The organism is Anaerotaenia torta, assembly GCF_050433395.1.
Classification (GTDB): domain Bacteria; phylum Bacillota; class Clostridia; order Lachnospirales; family Lachnospiraceae; genus Mobilitalea; species Mobilitalea torta.
In genome coordinates this window covers 158,543-174,586 of sequence record NZ_JBNPXH010000012.1, presented here as the reverse complement: position 1 = coordinate 174,586, position 16,044 = coordinate 158,543, and the positions used below count along the sequence as shown (strand labels likewise).

General features: G+C 48.7%; 12 protein-coding genes. 11 read left to right on the top strand and 1 reads right to left on the bottom strand.

What is annotated here, in order from left to right; genetic code table 11:
- The first annotated feature begins 13 nt into the window (after positions 1-13).
- The 7 genes from HNQ56_RS18840 (at position 14) to HNQ56_RS18810 (ending at position 5,969) form a co-directional block, all read left to right on the top strand.
- On the top strand, positions 14-973 hold the full coding sequence (locus HNQ56_RS18840) for a DNA-directed RNA polymerase subunit alpha (RefSeq protein ID WP_429149361.1): 960 nt from the start codon (positions 14-16) through the stop codon (positions 971-973).
- 47 nt (positions 974-1,020) lie between these two features.
- Positions 1,021-1,557, top strand: a complete 537-nt coding sequence (locus HNQ56_RS18835; RefSeq protein ID WP_429149360.1) for a bL17 family ribosomal protein — start codon at positions 1,021-1,023, stop codon at positions 1,555-1,557.
- Between the two features lie 301 nt (positions 1,558-1,858).
- Positions 1,859-2,713: an energy-coupling factor transporter ATPase gene (locus tag HNQ56_RS18830; protein WP_429149359.1), complete on the top strand. Its 855-nt coding sequence runs from the start codon at positions 1,859-1,861 to the stop codon at positions 2,711-2,713.
- 27 nt (positions 2,714-2,740) lie between these two features.
- On the top strand, positions 2,741-3,601 hold the full coding sequence (locus HNQ56_RS18825) for an energy-coupling factor transporter ATPase (RefSeq protein ID WP_429149357.1): 861 nt from the start codon (positions 2,741-2,743) through the stop codon (positions 3,599-3,601).
- Positions 3,598-4,410 carry an energy-coupling factor transporter transmembrane component T family protein gene (locus HNQ56_RS18820; protein ID WP_429149355.1) on the top strand — a complete coding sequence of 271 codons (813 nt, stop codon included), beginning with the start codon at positions 3,598-3,600 and terminating at the stop codon, positions 4,408-4,410. Before HNQ56_RS18825 ends, HNQ56_RS18820 begins: the two co-directional genes overlap by 4 nt.
- 58 nt (positions 4,411-4,468) lie before the next feature.
- Positions 4,469-5,209: a tRNA pseudouridine(38-40) synthase TruA gene (truA, locus tag HNQ56_RS18815; protein WP_429149353.1), complete on the top strand. Its 741-nt coding sequence runs from the start codon at positions 4,469-4,471 to the stop codon at positions 5,207-5,209.
- Between the two features lie 70 nt (positions 5,210-5,279).
- Complete coding sequence (locus HNQ56_RS18810) at positions 5,280-5,969, top strand: MgtC/SapB family protein (RefSeq protein ID WP_429149351.1); 690 nt, start codon at positions 5,280-5,282, stop codon at positions 5,967-5,969.
- Positions 5,970-6,126: 157 nt separating this feature from the next.
- Here the strand turns inward: HNQ56_RS18810 and HNQ56_RS18805 are convergent, their stop codons facing one another.
- Entirely contained in the window at positions 6,127-9,219 is a 3,093-nt protein-coding gene (locus HNQ56_RS18805; protein ID WP_429149349.1) for an ABC transporter ATP-binding protein/permease, read from the bottom strand.
- Between the two features lie 269 nt (positions 9,220-9,488).
- Here HNQ56_RS18805 and HNQ56_RS18800 point away from each other — a divergent pair, with 269 nt between their 5' ends.
- The 4 genes from HNQ56_RS18800 to HNQ56_RS18785 all read left to right on the top strand — a co-directional run bounded on the left by HNQ56_RS18800 (position 9,489) and on the right by HNQ56_RS18785 (position 15,982).
- Positions 9,489-10,169 (top strand): response regulator transcription factor, encoded by a 681-nt coding sequence (locus tag HNQ56_RS18800; RefSeq protein ID WP_429149347.1) that lies wholly within the window; start codon positions 9,489-9,491, stop codon positions 10,167-10,169.
- On the top strand, positions 10,159-11,196 hold the full coding sequence (locus HNQ56_RS18795) for a HAMP domain-containing sensor histidine kinase (protein ID WP_429149345.1): 1,038 nt from the start codon (positions 10,159-10,161) through the stop codon (positions 11,194-11,196). Before HNQ56_RS18800 ends, HNQ56_RS18795 begins: the two co-directional genes overlap by 11 nt.
- Positions 11,197-11,478: 282 nt before the next feature.
- Positions 11,479-12,951: an extracellular solute-binding protein gene (locus tag HNQ56_RS18790; RefSeq protein WP_429149343.1), complete on the top strand. Its 1,473-nt coding sequence runs from the start codon at positions 11,479-11,481 to the stop codon at positions 12,949-12,951.
- Positions 12,952-12,964: 13 nt separating this feature from the next.
- Positions 12,965-15,982, top strand: coding sequence for an EAL domain-containing protein (locus HNQ56_RS18785; protein ID WP_429149341.1), 3,018 nt, complete (start codon positions 12,965-12,967; stop codon positions 15,980-15,982).
- Positions 15,983-16,044: the final 62 nt, after the last annotated feature.

Below are 16,044 nucleotides of genomic sequence, written 5' to 3'. Positions count from 1 at the left end.
GGAGGGTCCTGTTGTGTTTGATTTTGAAAAACCCAAAATAGAGATTGCAGAAATTTCCGAAGATAAGAAGTTTGGACGTTTTGTGGTAGAACCTCTGGAAAGAGGCTATGGTACAACATTAGGTAATTCTCTTAGAAGAATTATGCTTTCATCCTTACCGGGTTCTGCCGTAAGTCAAATTAAGATTGACGGTGTTGTTCATGAATTTTCTGTCGTTCCGGGCGTTAAGGAAGATGTTACAGAGATCATCATGAACATCAAAAGCTTAGCAATCAAGAACACAAGCGATACGAACGAGCCTAAGACAGCTTATATCGAGGCTGAGGGCGAGGTTGTAGTGACAGCAGGGGATATACAGGCTGACCCGGATATTGAGATACTTAACCCAGATCAGGTAATTGCAACCTTATGCGGAGGACCGGACAGCAGGCTTTACATGGAGCTGACCATCACCAACGGCAGGGGCTATGTGAGTGCGGATAAGAATAAGAATGATGATCTGCCAATCGGTATTATTCCGATTGACTCCATCTACACACCCGTAGAGCGCGTCAACCTTACAGTTGAGAACACCCGTGTAGGTCAGATTACTGATTTTGATAAGCTTACCCTGGATGTGTACACCAATGGCACACTCATCCCGGATGAAGCAGTCAGTTTGGCAGCAAAGGTATTGAGCGAGCATCTGAACTCCTTTATTGATTTGTCCGAACACGCCAAGACCGCAGAGATCATGGTGGAAAAAGAGGACAATGAGAAGGAAAAGGTTCTTGAGATGAACATCGACGAGCTGGAATTATCCGTTCGTTCGTACAACTGTCTGAAGAGGGCAGGCATCAATACGGTAGAAGAGCTTACCAATAAGACGGCGGAAGACATGATGAAGGTAAGAAATCTTGGACGTAAGTCATTAGAAGAAGTTCTTGCAAAATTAAAAGAGCTTGGTTTATCTCTAAACGCAAGCGATGAATAGTTTCGTAAAAAGATGCGAGACGATAAAAGTTTAAAGGAGGGAAACAAATGGCAGGTTATAGAAAGCTTGGAAGAACCGCAAGCCAGAGAAAAGCATTGCTGAGAAACCAAGTGACCAATTTATTATACAACGGTAAAATTGTTACAACCGAAGCCAAGGCGAAGGAAATCCGCAGAATTGCCGAGCACATGATCGCACTTGCGGTGAGGGAAAAGGACAATTTTGAGACCGTTACGGTAACCGCTAAGGTGGCTCGTAAGGATAAGGACGGCAAGAGAGTGAAGGAAGTTGTAAACGGTAAGAAGGTTACTGCTTTTGACGAAGTTCAGAAGACCGTTAAGAAGGACAGCGCAACCCGTCTTCATGCAAGAAAGCAGATGATGAAATATCTCTATCCGGTAACAGAGGTTCCTGCTGAGAACGCCGGCAAGAAGAGAAATACCAAGGAGATCAACTTATCCGATAAGTTGTTCAACGAAATTGCTCCCAAGTATACCAGCCGTAACGGCGGATATACCAGAATCGTGAAGATCGGACCTCGTAAGGGCGACGCAGCGATGGAAGTATTAATTGAATTAGTATAGGACAGATTAAGGGATCACTTTGCGGAAGAAAGGATCCCTTATTTTTTTGGAATAATGGCAGTAATACTTGTGAATTCTATAATAACCAAGAGGCAAATAGAAGTATTTTCCGTGAATTGATATAAAATTTAACATACTTGAAAATATCTATTTTTTTTTATACACTTATGCGGTATAATTTGATGTAATCAGTTGTGCAACAGGTGACATGACAGCTGTAATGATTGCTTTTAATATCGGTACACTATGAGAGGGCATTTTCACAGCCTGAATTCTTAGAAAGAAAGGTAGGGTTACTATTATGGAAATGATTAAGGTACAGGACCTTGCTTATGAATATATCAGACGGGATGAGGACGGGAATGTGGAGTCCATCAGCCGTGCGATTGACCAGGTGAATCTGGAGGTTAAGAAGGGAGATTTTATCGCGGTGCTTGGGGCCAATGGTTCCGGGAAATCAACCCTGGCAAAGCATATTAATGCGATTCTCTATCCGACGGAAGGAGCCGTGTGGGTGAATGGCCGGAAGACCTCGGAGGAGGAGAATCTGTGGGATATCCGGCAGAGTGCCGGTATGGTGTTTCAGAACCCGGATAATCAGATTATAGCCACGGTGGTGGAAGAGGATGTAGGCTTCGGGCCGGAGAATCTGGGAGTTCCCACGGATGAGATCTGGCAGAGGGTTGAGAACAGCCTGAAGGCAGTGGGTATGCTGGAGTTTCGGAATCAGTCCCCTAATAAGCTGTCCGGCGGACAGAAGCAGCGGGTTGCCATTGCCGGTATTATGGCAATGAAGCCGGAATGCATCATACTGGATGAGCCCACAGCAATGCTGGACCCCAACGGGCGGAAGGAAGTAATCGCCACAGTACGTGAACTGAATGAAAAGGAGAATGTAACGGTAATCCTGATCACGCATCATATGGATGAGGTTATCCATGCAAATAAGGTATTTGTAATGGAAAAGGGACGTGTGGTGATGGAGGGAACTCCCCGGGAGATATTCTCCCAGGTGGAGGAGATCAAGAGGTACCGTCTGGATGTTCCCCAGGTAACGGAGCTGGCTTATGAGCTTAGCAGGGCAGGGCTGGAGATCCCCGCAGGAATTCTTACTGTGGATGAGCTGATCCGGTCCCTGGAGTCTTCGAGGGAATAGCAAAGGAACCGAAAGCAGGTGAAGGAAATGCAGATCATATTTGATAAGGTAAATTATATCTATGGCGGCGGCACCGCATTTGCCAGGCATGCCATTAAGGATGTCAGCTTTACAATCCGCAAGGGGGAATTCATTGGCCTGATCGGACACACCGGTTCCGGTAAATCGACCCTGATCCAGCATATGAACGGATTGATTAAGGCTACCGGCGGTCATATTTATTTTAACGGAGAGGATATCTATGATCCCAAGTATAAGCTGAGAGAGCTGCGCAGCAAGGTGGGGCTGGTATTCCAGTATCCCGAGCATCAGCTCTTTGAAACCACGGTATTCAAGGATGTGCTGTTCGGACCCTCGAATCTGGGACTGGACAGACTGGAATGCGAGCTCCGGGCCTATCATGCCCTGAAAATGGTCGGTCTGGGCGAGGAGCTGCTGGATGCTTCCCCCTTCGAGCTGTCCGGAGGACAAAAGCGCCGCGTTGCTATTGCAGGAGTGCTTGCAATGAAACCGGAGGTGTTAATTTTGGATGAACCTACCGCAGGCCTGGATCCCAAGGGCCGGGATGACATCCTGGAGCAGATTGCCGGACTTCACCGGGAGAGCGGACTGACCATTGTCCTGGTGACCCATAGCATGGAGGATGTGGCAAATTATGCGGACCGCCTCTTTGTGATGAACAAGGGAGAGTTGGTGCTGCAGCATCCCACGAAGGAAGTGTTTGCCCATTACCGGGAGCTGGAGCAGATGCATCTGGCCGCTCCCCAGGTAACTTACATTATGAATGCGCTGAAGGACCGGGGCTACCCCGTATCAACGGATGCCACCACCATAACAGAAGCGAAGAATGAAATACTGAAAATCTTTCGAGGAAGTGAGAAGCTATGATACGAGATATCACCATCGGGCAGTATTATCCCACGAATTCCATACTACACCGGCTGGATCCGCGCGTGAAGCTGATCGGGACCTTTGCGTTCATTGTATCCCTGTTCCTGTTCCGGTCTTTTTATGGATATATTGCAGTTACCGTATTTCTTTTTACCATCATTAAGCTGTCCAGGGTGCCTTTGGGATTTATCGTGAAGGGCTTGAAGGCAGTTGTAATTCTGTTGCTGTTTACCCTGTTTTTTAATGTGTTTTTTACACCGGGGGAGCCTCTGATTCAATATGGTTTCTTAAAAATCACAAAAGAGGGGCTCAAAAATTCGGGCTTCATGGCAATCCGTCTGATCTATCTGATTATCGGATCTTCCCTGATGACCTTTACCACCACGCCGAACCAGCTGACGGATGGTCTGGAGAAGGTGCTGCGTCCTTTGAAGCATATCAAGGTACCCGTGCATGAGATCTCCATGATGATGTCCATCGCCCTGCGCTTTATTCCTATTTTACTGGAGGAAACCGATAAGATTATGAAGGCACAGATGGCAAGAGGCGCTGATTTTGAATCCGGCGGAATATTAAAGAGAGCGAAGAGCTTGATTCCCCTGCTGGTCCCTCTGTTCGTCTCCGCTTTTCGCAGGGCAAATGACCTGGCAATGGCAATGGAGGCCAGATGTTACCGCGGCGGAGAAGGCAGAACAAAGATGAAGCCCTTGCACTACAAGGGCAGGGATTATGGAGCCTACTTGAGTCTGGCGGTCTATTTGGGAGTAATTGTGGCCGTTCGTATTATAGAGAAGGCTGTTTTATAAAGGGCCTGTACCATAAAAGCAGGCGAAACAACAGTATTATCATAAAAGTGAGTGAATTATGAGAAGAATTAAGCTTGTAGTAGCATATGATGGTACAGGATACTGCGGCTGGCAGCTGCAGCCGGGGCAGCCTACCATTGAGGCTGAATTAAATAAAGCCCTGTCTGGGCTGCTTAGGGAAGAGATTGCGGTGATTGGAGCCAGCCGGACGGATTCCGGGGTTCATGCCCTGGGAAATGTGGCGGTTTTTGACACGGAAAGCGCTATACCGGCAGAAAAGATCTGCCCTGCCTTGAATGTGCGGCTTCCGGAGGATATCCGCATACAGGCCTCTATGGAAGTGGATCTGGATTTTCATCCCCGCAGGAGAGCCAGCCAAAAGACTTATGAATACAGGATCTTAAATTGCAGGGTGGCGGTACCGACACAGCGGCTCTATTCCGCCTTTGTCTATTATACCCTGGATCCGGCCCGGATGCAGGAGGCGGCGGATTATCTGGTGGGGGAGCATGATTTTAAAAGCTTCTGTTCCGTGAAGACCCAGGTGACGGATACAGTCCGAAGAATATACAGGGCAGAGATCCTTTGCCAGGGGGAGAATATTGTGATAAGGGTTACCGGCAGCGGCTTTCTTTATAATATGGTAAGAATTATTGCAGGGACCTTAATCGAGGTGGGAAGAGGGGCTTATCCTCCCGATAGAGTAAAGGATATGTTGCAAGGATGTGACCGGAGCCTGGCCGGTCCAACGGCATTGGCCCGCGGTCTGACGCTGGTGGGAATTGAATATCTGGAGTGAGCAAGGCTGTTAATAAAACGTTATTCGGAGTTCATTATAGTAAATTTATTTGTTAAGCGGAGTGGTGAGTATGTTTGAATTTTCAATGGATTTAAGCTCAGTAAATGATGCCTCGATAGTAATACGGCTTCTTATGTCAATCCTATGCGGGGGAATTATCGGATACGAAAGAGGGAGGGCAGGGCGTCCGGCAGGGCTGCGTACCCATATTCTTGTCTGTCTGGGCTCTACACTGGCAATCCTTACAAACCAGTATGTATATGAGAAATACGGAGTTAGTGATCCGACCCGGCTTGGCGCACAGGTCATCTCCGGCATCGGTTTTCTTGGAGCGGGAACCATTATTGTGACCGGCAGACACCAGGTGAAGGGACTCACCACTGCCGCCGGTCTATGGGCCACAGCCTGTATGGGACTGGCAATTGGAGTTGGATTCTATAAGGCGGCTATAGTCGGATGTCTGTTAATCTTCTTTTCTACCGTTGTGCTGCACCGTTTGGATAACTATATGCTGTCCAAATCAAAGAATTTGGATGTTTACCTGGAATTTGGGAAATTGGCGTTGATTACCAATGTACTGGATAACCTGAGGCAGCTGGATCTGAACATAGAATCGGTTGAGATGGTGAAGCCCACCTATGGTTCGGACGCTTCTTCCGCCGCAATCATGACATTGAGGCTGAGAAAGAAGAAGATGAGAATGGATGTAATTACGCGGATCAGCCAGATTGAAGGAATTGTATTTGCGGAAGAGATATAGCATGCCGCGCGGCGTCATTACATCCGGAAAATATACATAGTAGTTCAAACCGGCAATGTCGTTCGGCGTTCTATAGGCGGAATAAAAGGCGGGAGGATAGAAGAGCATGCTGTGCTTCTATCCTCCCGCCTTTTAAATCGTTTATTTTGCAAGAAAGCTATTCTGTACGAAGAGCTACCACAGGGTCCTTTTTCGCTGCACTTCTCGACGGGATCAAGCCTGCGATCAGCGACAGTGCAACACTGATCAGGATCAGAACGGAGGCCGCCGGCAATGGCAGGAAGGCGTTCAAGGACAGAATGCCGGTCACGCTGTGAAGAATTAGGTTAATGGGGATGCACAGCAGGTACGTAATCCCGACGCCCAGCAGACCGGAAGCAAAGCCGATGATTACGGTTTCCGCATTAAACATGCTGGAAACATCGCCCTTCGATGCACCGATAGCGCGCAGGATACCGATCTCCTTGGTACGTTCCTGAACAGAAATCAGTGTGATGACACCGATCATAATGGAGGATACCACCAGTGAAATGGCAACGAAAGCCAGCAGGACATAGGTGATTGCATTGATGATCGTCGTAACGGAAGCCATCATAATGCCGATATAATCTGTATATTTGATCTGGGACAGTTCATCCACACCCTTGTTATATTCTGAAATCGCTTCTTCTATGGTATCCTTGTTGGCAAAAGAGGATGCGTAAATGTTGATTGCAGAAGGGGATTCCAGATCGATGTAACCCATTTTCATGAGATTGTCCTCATAGGTGGATTCGGAAAATACCACAATCTCATCATAATAGGATGCACATTGCTCCGTCGTATAGGCGGACAGAGCCTGATCCATCGCTGCCGCAAGCTGTGCCGGAGACATCTCGCTCATTTGCTGCTGAACCTGTGCGGCATACTGGGCCTTGATCTGCTCGGCAACCGATTGGGCAAATAACTCGTTGATTTCTTCATCACTCATGGAGGAGAGGTAGGACTGAATTCTTTCCTCCTCCACGCTCATCTGCTGTGTTATGGCTTGAGCCATAGCGCTTTCTATGTCCGCGCGGGTGTAACCCTTCATCGCATCCGCAGTCATGGCTTCCAGCTGATCCTGAGGCGGTATGCTCATAATATTTATATACGCGGATGCCTTGGCTTTTACATCCATTCCGGCAATGTAGGCACGCAGTTCCTTTTCTTTTTCGGCAGCCGACAGATTGCCGGTGTTTGCCTTGAAGGGAAGGCCGGTCAGGATATCGGTCTTGCTGTTGCTTCTCTGGGCTTCAATCACCTTAGAATCCCTTGCGTGTGCAGCTACATATTCGGTCAGGCCCTTTGTGTAGGCGATGGAACCGGACAGCATGGCAGACTGTGTGTTTTCGTTGGGACGGATAATGCCGGTTACCTTTAGGGTCAGTCCGTTGTCATACAGATATCGGAGGCCCGCATCGGTTTTTCTCAGATCCGTGTACAGGCCGGTAGCTTCATCATAGCTGTAGCAGTCCGAGTTGAGAATAATTCGGAATTCCATGTTGCAGATATCTTCATAGGACCATTTCGCTTCGCCCATTTCCAGATCAGATCTGTTCAGAGCGGCATCCATGATGGCATCGATGGCTTCTCTGGATTCCAGACCAAGGGCATACAGCGTCATGTCGTCCAGCTCGTTGTTTTTATCAAGAACCAGAACGATTTCATTACTGCTGTTAGGCCAGGTACCGTAGACTACGTCATATTGCTTCTTCAGCAGATCGTTGACCGGCTCGCCGTTTTTCCCGGACAGCATCTCCTGCCATAGGTTCATGGATACCATACCCATGGAAGAGCCCATGGACAGCATGGGGGAGGAGCTCCCAAGAGAGGAGCTTCCGGTCAGGGAAGTGAGGGAGGACATGTCCGCCCCCAGGTATTCGGACATCAGCTCCTGCAGGAGAGCCTGTGTATCGGAATGAATGATACTGCCGTCAATATTCTTCGTGTAAACCAAAAGATCCAGGTCATAAGAATACTGTGTGCCGGTAATGGCTTGACTTAGCCCGTCCTCCGCCGAAGATAAGCGGGACTCGCCCGAGCCGCCGCTTGCTGCGTCGGCGGACAATTCCTGTTCAAGATACTCCTTGAAGGACTTCAGATCATTTTCCCTGCTTTCCAGGTTGTTTAAGGAGGTCAGCATATCATAGATGGCAGATTTTTTGTAGACCGCATCCTTATCATGGTTGATCTCCGGGTTATTGACCTTCATAAAGGTTTCCATCAGGGAGGTCATATCCACCGAGGTTTTCTCGATGGTCAGCGGATAGGAGGATAAAGCATCCTCCTGCACAGAATCAATATATGCCGTTGTGCCCTGTGACACAGCGAGAATTAGAGAAATTCCCATGATTCCGATACTGCCGGCGAAGGCAGTCAGGGTGGTTCGTCCCTTTTTGGTGAAGAGATTTTTCAGCGACAGGCGGAAAGCTGTCCAGAATGACATGGACGGTTTCTTTGTCTTGGCTGCAGGATGGGCGGCTTGCCCCTTGTCATTGCCGCTTCCTCCCCGAATCTGATCCTGTTGTATTGCGGATTGGTATTCTTCCGCCGCAAGAGGGGCGGAATCATCGGTGATTTTACCGTCCAGCATCCGGATAATTCTGGAGGAGTACCGCTGCGCCAGATCCGGATTGTGTGTCACCATGATGACCAGGCGGCTGCGGGAGATCTCCTTGAGAATATCCATAACCTGTACGCTGGTCTCCGTGTCCAGGGCGCCCGTTGGTTCATCGGCAAGGATGATGTCCGGATCGTTGACAAGGGCACGCGCAATGGCAACACGCTGCATCTGGCCTCCGGATATCTGGTTCGGCTTTTTATGCAGCTGATCCCCAAGGCCCACCTGCTCAAGGGCTTGCTTCGCCCGGTCTTTTCGTTCTGTTTTGGACACGCCCGATAGAGTCAGGGCAATTTCAACATTCTGCAGTACGGTTTGGTGGGGGATCAGATTATAGCCCTGAAATACAAATCCGATGGAATGATTTCGATAGGCGTCCCAATCCCGGTCCTTGAAGTCCTTTGTTGATCTGCCGTTGATGATGAGGTCGCCGCTTGTATATTGGTCAAGTCCTCCGATAATGTTCAGCATGGTGGTCTTTCCGCAGCCGGAGGGACCTAATATAGAGACAAATTCATTTTTCCGGAAGCTGAGATCAATCCCTTTTAGCGCATTCACGAGACCATCACCGGCGGGATAATCTTTCACTATTTTTCGCAACTCTAACATGTCATCTAACTCCTTATATGAATACTTACAATTTCGATTGCAACAGGTATTGTATCCCTCTTCCAATAACTGAAAATTAACTCAGAAGGTTTAATCATAAACAAAATATGAAATTTCGGAATACCTGGTTAATTTTCGGTTAATTGTTATGGTATAATGTCGATAGACATTATACCGCGCATCCTGGTTGTCATGGATCAGTGCAATAATCTGCGGATGACAGGATGCTATATCGTATATTGTAAACAACTGCGGAGGAGGTATACGCTATGTTTCATGTACTTGTTGTAGAAGATAATAAGAGCACTGCAAAATTGATGAAAGCCGTACTTACTCATGCCGGATATGAGGTGTTCAGTGCGGAAAACGGTCTGGAAGCATTGGAAATCATGGACAGACAGCATATTGATCTCATCGTGCTGGACGTCATGATGCCGAAGATGAATGGTTATGAATTCACAGAACGGCTCCGCAGCTGCGGAGACAATACTCCGATCCTCATGGTCACGGCAAAGCAGCTCCCGGAGGAGAAATGCAAAGGCTTTCTGGTAGGAACCGATGATTATATGGTTAAGCCGGTCAATGAAGAGGAAATGCTTCTGCGCATCAAAGCCCTTCTGCGGCGGTCGCAAATTGCCAATGAGCATAAGCTCCATATCGGCAGGGTTACCCTTGATTATGACGCACTGACCGTTTCCCGGGAGGGGGACAGGCAGACCCTTCCGCAGAAGGAATTTTACCTGTTATACAAATTGCTATCCTACCCGGATAAAATCTTCACCCGGCTTCAGTTAATGGATGAAATCTGGGGGATGGACTCCGAAACCATGGATACAACGGTGAATGTTCATATTGCGCGTCTGCGCAAAAGATTTGAGGAATGGCCGGAATTTGAGATAACAGCCATCCGGGGAATCGGCTATAAGGCGGTGATACGGAATGAAAAATAATAAGCAAAGAGGGGTGAAGCTGCGTCTTACCATTCTGTTTACGGTCATTAATTTCTGCATTCTGCTTTCCACCATGATATTTGGTTTTATCGGGATCTATCTGACCAATTATTTCGGAGCCGTAGGGAATAATGCCGTCGCGTTGGCGCCCATCCTGTTTTTTGCAATTGTCAGCGTCGTGATCGGTACCATTTTTTCCGCCATGTTTATGCGAAGGGCACTGAATCCCTTTCAAAAGATAATCGTTGCTTCAGAGAAAATTGCCGCGGGAGATTACAGCGCAAGAATTGATTTTCAAGGTCCCGGAATATTCAGACAGCTAAGCAGCAGCTTTAATCATATGGCGGAAGAGATCGGGAGCGCGGAAATGCTCCGGAGTGATTTTGTCAATAACTTTTCCCATGAATTCAAGACGCCCATTGTTTCGATCCGGGGATTTGCAAAAATGCTCAAACGCGCCGATCTCACCGAGGAGGAGAGAAATGAGTATCTTGACATTATCATCAACGAGTCGGAGCGGCTGGCAGAGCTGTCAACCAATGTTCTCAATCTGTCGAAGCTGGAGAGCCAGCATATTCTCACCGATAAAAAAACAATCAATATTTCAGAGCAAATTCGCCTGTCCGTCGCCTTGCTTGAGAAAAAGTGGGAGAAAAAGAAAATTGATATTCAGTTTGATTCCGATGAAGTCTATATGATCGGGAACGAAGAGATGCTCCGGCAGGTATGGATCAATCTCATTGATAATGCCATTAAATTCTCGCCGGATTACGGATCGGTGAAGATCGCCATGCAGCAAAGTCCAGGGGAGATGTCAGTTTCCTTTATCAATGAAGGCGGCATATCGGAAGAAACAGCCGCCCGTGTTTTTGATAAATTCTATCAAGGCGATACCTCCCATGCCCAGCAGGGAAACGGCCTGGGATTAACCATCACGAGAAAAATCGTGGAGCTGCATGGAGGCACCCTGAAGCTGGACAATTCCAATCCCGGCCATACAGTATTTCAGGCCGTGTTTTCTCTTTGACCGATCCGATGCCAAAGGAAGGACAAAATACAGCAAAAAAACAACATTTTCGCTTTATTTTGTTATGGATATGGTATAATGTTGATAGACATTATACCGCGCCGGAGCAAAGCGGAGTGCGCATCCCGGCACGCAGTGCCATACCATGGACGCCTGCGGACGTGGTATAATGTTGATAGACATTATACCGCGCATTTATGCGCGTGCGCCGGAGCGAAGCCATATCATAGGAGCTTGCAGCTATGGTATCAGAAAATGAAAGTACTCAGGAGGAAAATGTGGATGAAGGTTTCCATAACGAATATCAGTAAAGTGATTGCAGCCGTCTTAGGTATGGTTTTTTTGACGGCCGCTTGCGCGGGTCAGGGCGTGCAGGAAAAGCCGGGTTCCGGTGACCCTGTTTTGATTGAGATATGGCATTATTATAACGGACCACAGAAGCTGGCGTTTGATGAGCTGGTGACGGATTTCAACGAGACGGCAGGGCAGGAGCAGGGGATCGTTGTGGAGGCCTTTGGACAGGGCAATGTCAATGAGCTGTTCCAAAAGGTACACGACGCGATAGATAAAAAGGTGGGTGCCAGCGAGGTGCCGACGATCTTTGCCGCCTATACGGATACGCTGTATGATTTGGACCAGCGGGGGATGGTGGCTGATTTGAGCGGCTATTTCACCAAGGAGGAGCTGGCGGAATATGTGGATGCCTATATAGAGGAGGGCCGTTTTGAAGGAACAGACGGCTTAAAGATCTTTCCCACCGCCAAATCCACGGAAATCATGATGATCAATAAAACGGACTGGGATCAATTTGCCGCGGACACGGGCATATCCATAGAGGAGCTGGAGACGCTGGAGGGGGTTGTGGCAGCTTCCGAAGCATATTACCGCTGGACGGATGCCAAGACACCGGATGTCCCTGGTGACGGCAAAGCCATGTTTGGACGGGATGCCATGGCAAACTATATTATTCTCGGACATTATCAGCTGACGGGAAAGGCGCTTTTTTCCAGAACGGGCGGCACAGTTGCCTTTGAACCGGATGAAGCGGCCTTCCGTAAGCTTTGGGATAACTATTACATACCCTATATCAACGGCTGGTTCGGCGCTTATGGCAGGTTCCGCTCGGATGATGCCAAAACCGGTGATCTTATCGCATTCGTAGGCTCTACGTCCGGTGCGTATTATTTTCCGGAGCAGGTCACGCTGGAGGATGACAGCAGCTATCCCATTGAAGCTGCGGTATTCCCGGCGCCGTGCTTTAAGGGGACAAAACCGAGTGCCATCCAGCAGGGCGCGGGCATGGCTGTCATTGCCTCCGATCCGAAGACCGAGCAGGCAGCGGCCACCTTTCTGAAGTGGTTTGCCGAAAAGGACCGCAACATTGAATTTGCGGTGTCCTCTGCCTACCTTCCTGTGAAAAAGGCGGCAAATGACATGGCATATATCGAAAAGGCGGAGGGGTTTCAAGTGCTTGTGCCTGCGGTACAGGATGCGCTTGCGGTATCTGTCGGTGTCGTCAATGACTATGAGCTGTACTATGAAAAAGCATTTCCGGGTTCTTCTGAAGTCCGCCGGGTAATGGAATATTCTCTTTCTGACCGTGCAAAGGCCGACCGTACACAGATCGATGCACTGGTAGAGGGAGGAATGTCCAGGGAAGAGGCGGTATCGCAATATGCAACTGACCAAAATTTTCAGGATTGGTATCAGAACTTTACTAGCGAGGTTTGTGCTGAAATAGGTATGAATCAATAGGAAGAGGATGCAGATGAAACAGAGACGAGGGAAAGAAAAAGGAAAGAAATCCGGCCATTCCATGATGAGCCGCATATTGATTCCGGTTATTATTGCTTTGTTTGTGCAGGCAGGGCTTTTTTCTGTCAATATCATTCTGGGCGGTACCATCGAGAAGCTCAATCACAATGCCTTTGATATTCTCAACGGACAGGTCATTAACCGCCGTAATTATCTGGAAAGTGAGATGCTGGGGCGCTGGTCCAATCTTGATCCGGCAGCGGCTGATATCAGTGCGATATTTGACCGCAATCAGGAAGGAAAAAGGACGGATTTTGCAGACGGTATTTATCAGAACGAAGTTCTGTCCCAGTCCTCGGATAAACTGATCCGTCTGCTGCGCCGCAATCTGGTGACAGGCGTATTTCTCATTCTGACGGATGGAGAGAGTTATAATGAGGAGGGGCATCTGCAAAAACGTGCGCTCTACATACGAGATATGGATCCTGCCACAAGCTCGGTGAATAATTCCGATTTGCTGTTGTTCCATGCTCCGGCAAGCATTTCCAAACAATTGAGGCTTCCCCTTGATTCCAACTGGCAGTCGTATATGAGCTTTGATCCGGAGAAACCGGATAACTGGAACTATTTCAGAAGGCCTTATGAAGCGGCAATTGCCCATTCCGAAATCAATGAAAAGGACTTGGGCTATTGGTGCCCGGTGTTTCGTCCCAAGGGGGACAGCCTTGATATCATTACCTATTCTATGCCCATTCGTGATAAGGCAGGCCAGGTTCATGCCATCCTGGGAGTGGAAATTTCTGCGGATTATCTCGGCAAGCAGATGCCGTATCAGGAACTGAATACGAAAAAACAAGGCATGTACCTGGTAGGAGTATCGGAAAGGGAAGTGCTTGATTTTGATATACAGCTCTCTACAGGGCCGTTATATAAGCATATCTTCAATAACTCGGCACAGCTGCAATTCAAAAGACAGGGAGAATATACCGACACCTTTGAGGTGGTCGGCGGCAATTCCAACAGGCATGCGGTGTATGGCTGCATTCAGTATTTTGATCTTTACAATACCAATACACCTTTTGAGCAGGAGCGCTGGGCCTTGATCGGGATGCTGGAGGAAGAACAGCTCTTGGGATTTTCGCATAGAATCATGGATTCCATATGGGCGACCTGGGGGTTATCCCTGCTCCTGGGACTCACTGCCGCATGGGCGGCCAGCCTGCTGCTGGCAAGGCCTATTACCCAACTGCTGGTGCAGCTTCGTAAGAGCAATCCCCGGCATAAGCTGGTGCTGGATAAGCTAAAAATTGCAGAAATTGATGAGCTTTCCGGAGCCATCGAAACTCTGAGTGCTCATGTCGCCCATGAGGCAAGCCGCTTTTCCCAGATCATCGATATGGCGGGGGTGGAAATCGGGGCTTTTGAATCCCGCCTGGATTCTGACAGGATATTCTGCACCGACAGCCTTTTTGATATGCTTGGATTGGAAAATAAATTGGAGAGTGACAGAACCATTGGGAGAGAGAAGTTTGATGCCCTGCTGGGTACCCTTGACAGTCAGGTCGAAGATCAGTCGGAGGATGGCAGCATCAAAGTACTGCATATCTCGCGGGGGTCAGACGAGGACCGCTGGCTGCGTCTGAAGGTTATCAATACAGGGGAGCGCATCATGGGGGTGGTGAGCGATATTACCCAGGAAATTCGCAAACGCCGCCAGTTGGAACGGGAGCGGGATTATGATCTGCTGACGGATTTGCTCAACAGACGTGCCTTCATTGCCGAGCTGGCCCGGCGATTCCAGAATCCGAAGGAGCTTGGGGTGGCGGCAATGGTGATGCTCGACCTGGATAATTTGAAATTCATTAATGATTCCTATGGTCATGATTGCGGGGATGACTATATCCGAAGCATGGCGGATTCCTTACGGCATTACTCGCCGGAACAGGCTCTGATCGCCCGGATGTCCGGAGATGAGTTTTATGTGCTGCTTTCCGGTTATTCCTCAAGGGAGGAAGTGCAGGAGACCATTCATGCCTTGGAGAGAGGAGTGCGCCATACCACATTTCTGCTGCCGGATCATTCCCGGATTAATATTCGGGTATCGGCGGGCGTTGCCTGGTATCCTGATCACGCTACTTCTTATGAAAAGCTTCTGAAATATGCGGATTTTGCCATGTATCAGGTAAAGAATACAACAAAGGGAGAATTCGGAGAATTTGATCTGGAGCGATACAACAAGGATTCCTATTTGATCCATAATCAGGAGGAGATCAACCGCCTGATCGAGTGGGAGCTGGTGAAATTTCATTTTCAGCCCATCGTGGATGCGCGGACCGGCGCGGTGTTTGGCTATGAGGCCCTGATGCGCCCGACGATGCAGAAAATTAAGTCTCCGGGAGAGGTGCTGATGCTGGCCAAAGCACAATCCAAGCTTTACAGCATCGAGCGGCTTACCTGGAGGCACAGCCTTGCCGAATTTGAGCAGCTGGCTGATTTGGATCCCGGCGTCCGTGTGTTTGTAAATTCCATTGCAAATCAGCTGCTGAACGAGAAGGACAGCCAGCAGATCCGGGAGCAATTCTCCCACCTCCTTCCGCGGGTGGTTATTGAGATCACGGAAGAGGAGCGGTCCACCGAGACGGAGACGAATAACAAGCTGAAGCTGGCAGCAGATTGGGGATGCCAGGTTGCACTGGATGATTTTGGAACCGGGTATAATTCCGAGACGGCCTTACTCCTGATTAATCCGGATTTTGTGAAGCTGGATATCTCCATTGTGCATAATGCGGATGCCGATGTCAACCGCCGCAAGCTCCTGCAGAATATCATATCCTATGCGGAAAGCCGCGGCATCGGTGTGATCGCGGAGGGTGTGGAAACCTCCGCCGAGCTTCAAACGCTCATTGGGATGGGTGTGGATTATGTACAGGGGTATTATATTGCCAGACCCCAGGCACAGCCCGGGCCTGTTCCTGCCCGGATCGTGGAGGAAATCCAAGAGGCTTACGCAGCAGCTTCCGATATCGTGTAGATTTTAAACATAAATGTATGCGAAACACGGCCTTTATCTTCGAATAAAGGCTGTTTTTTTGA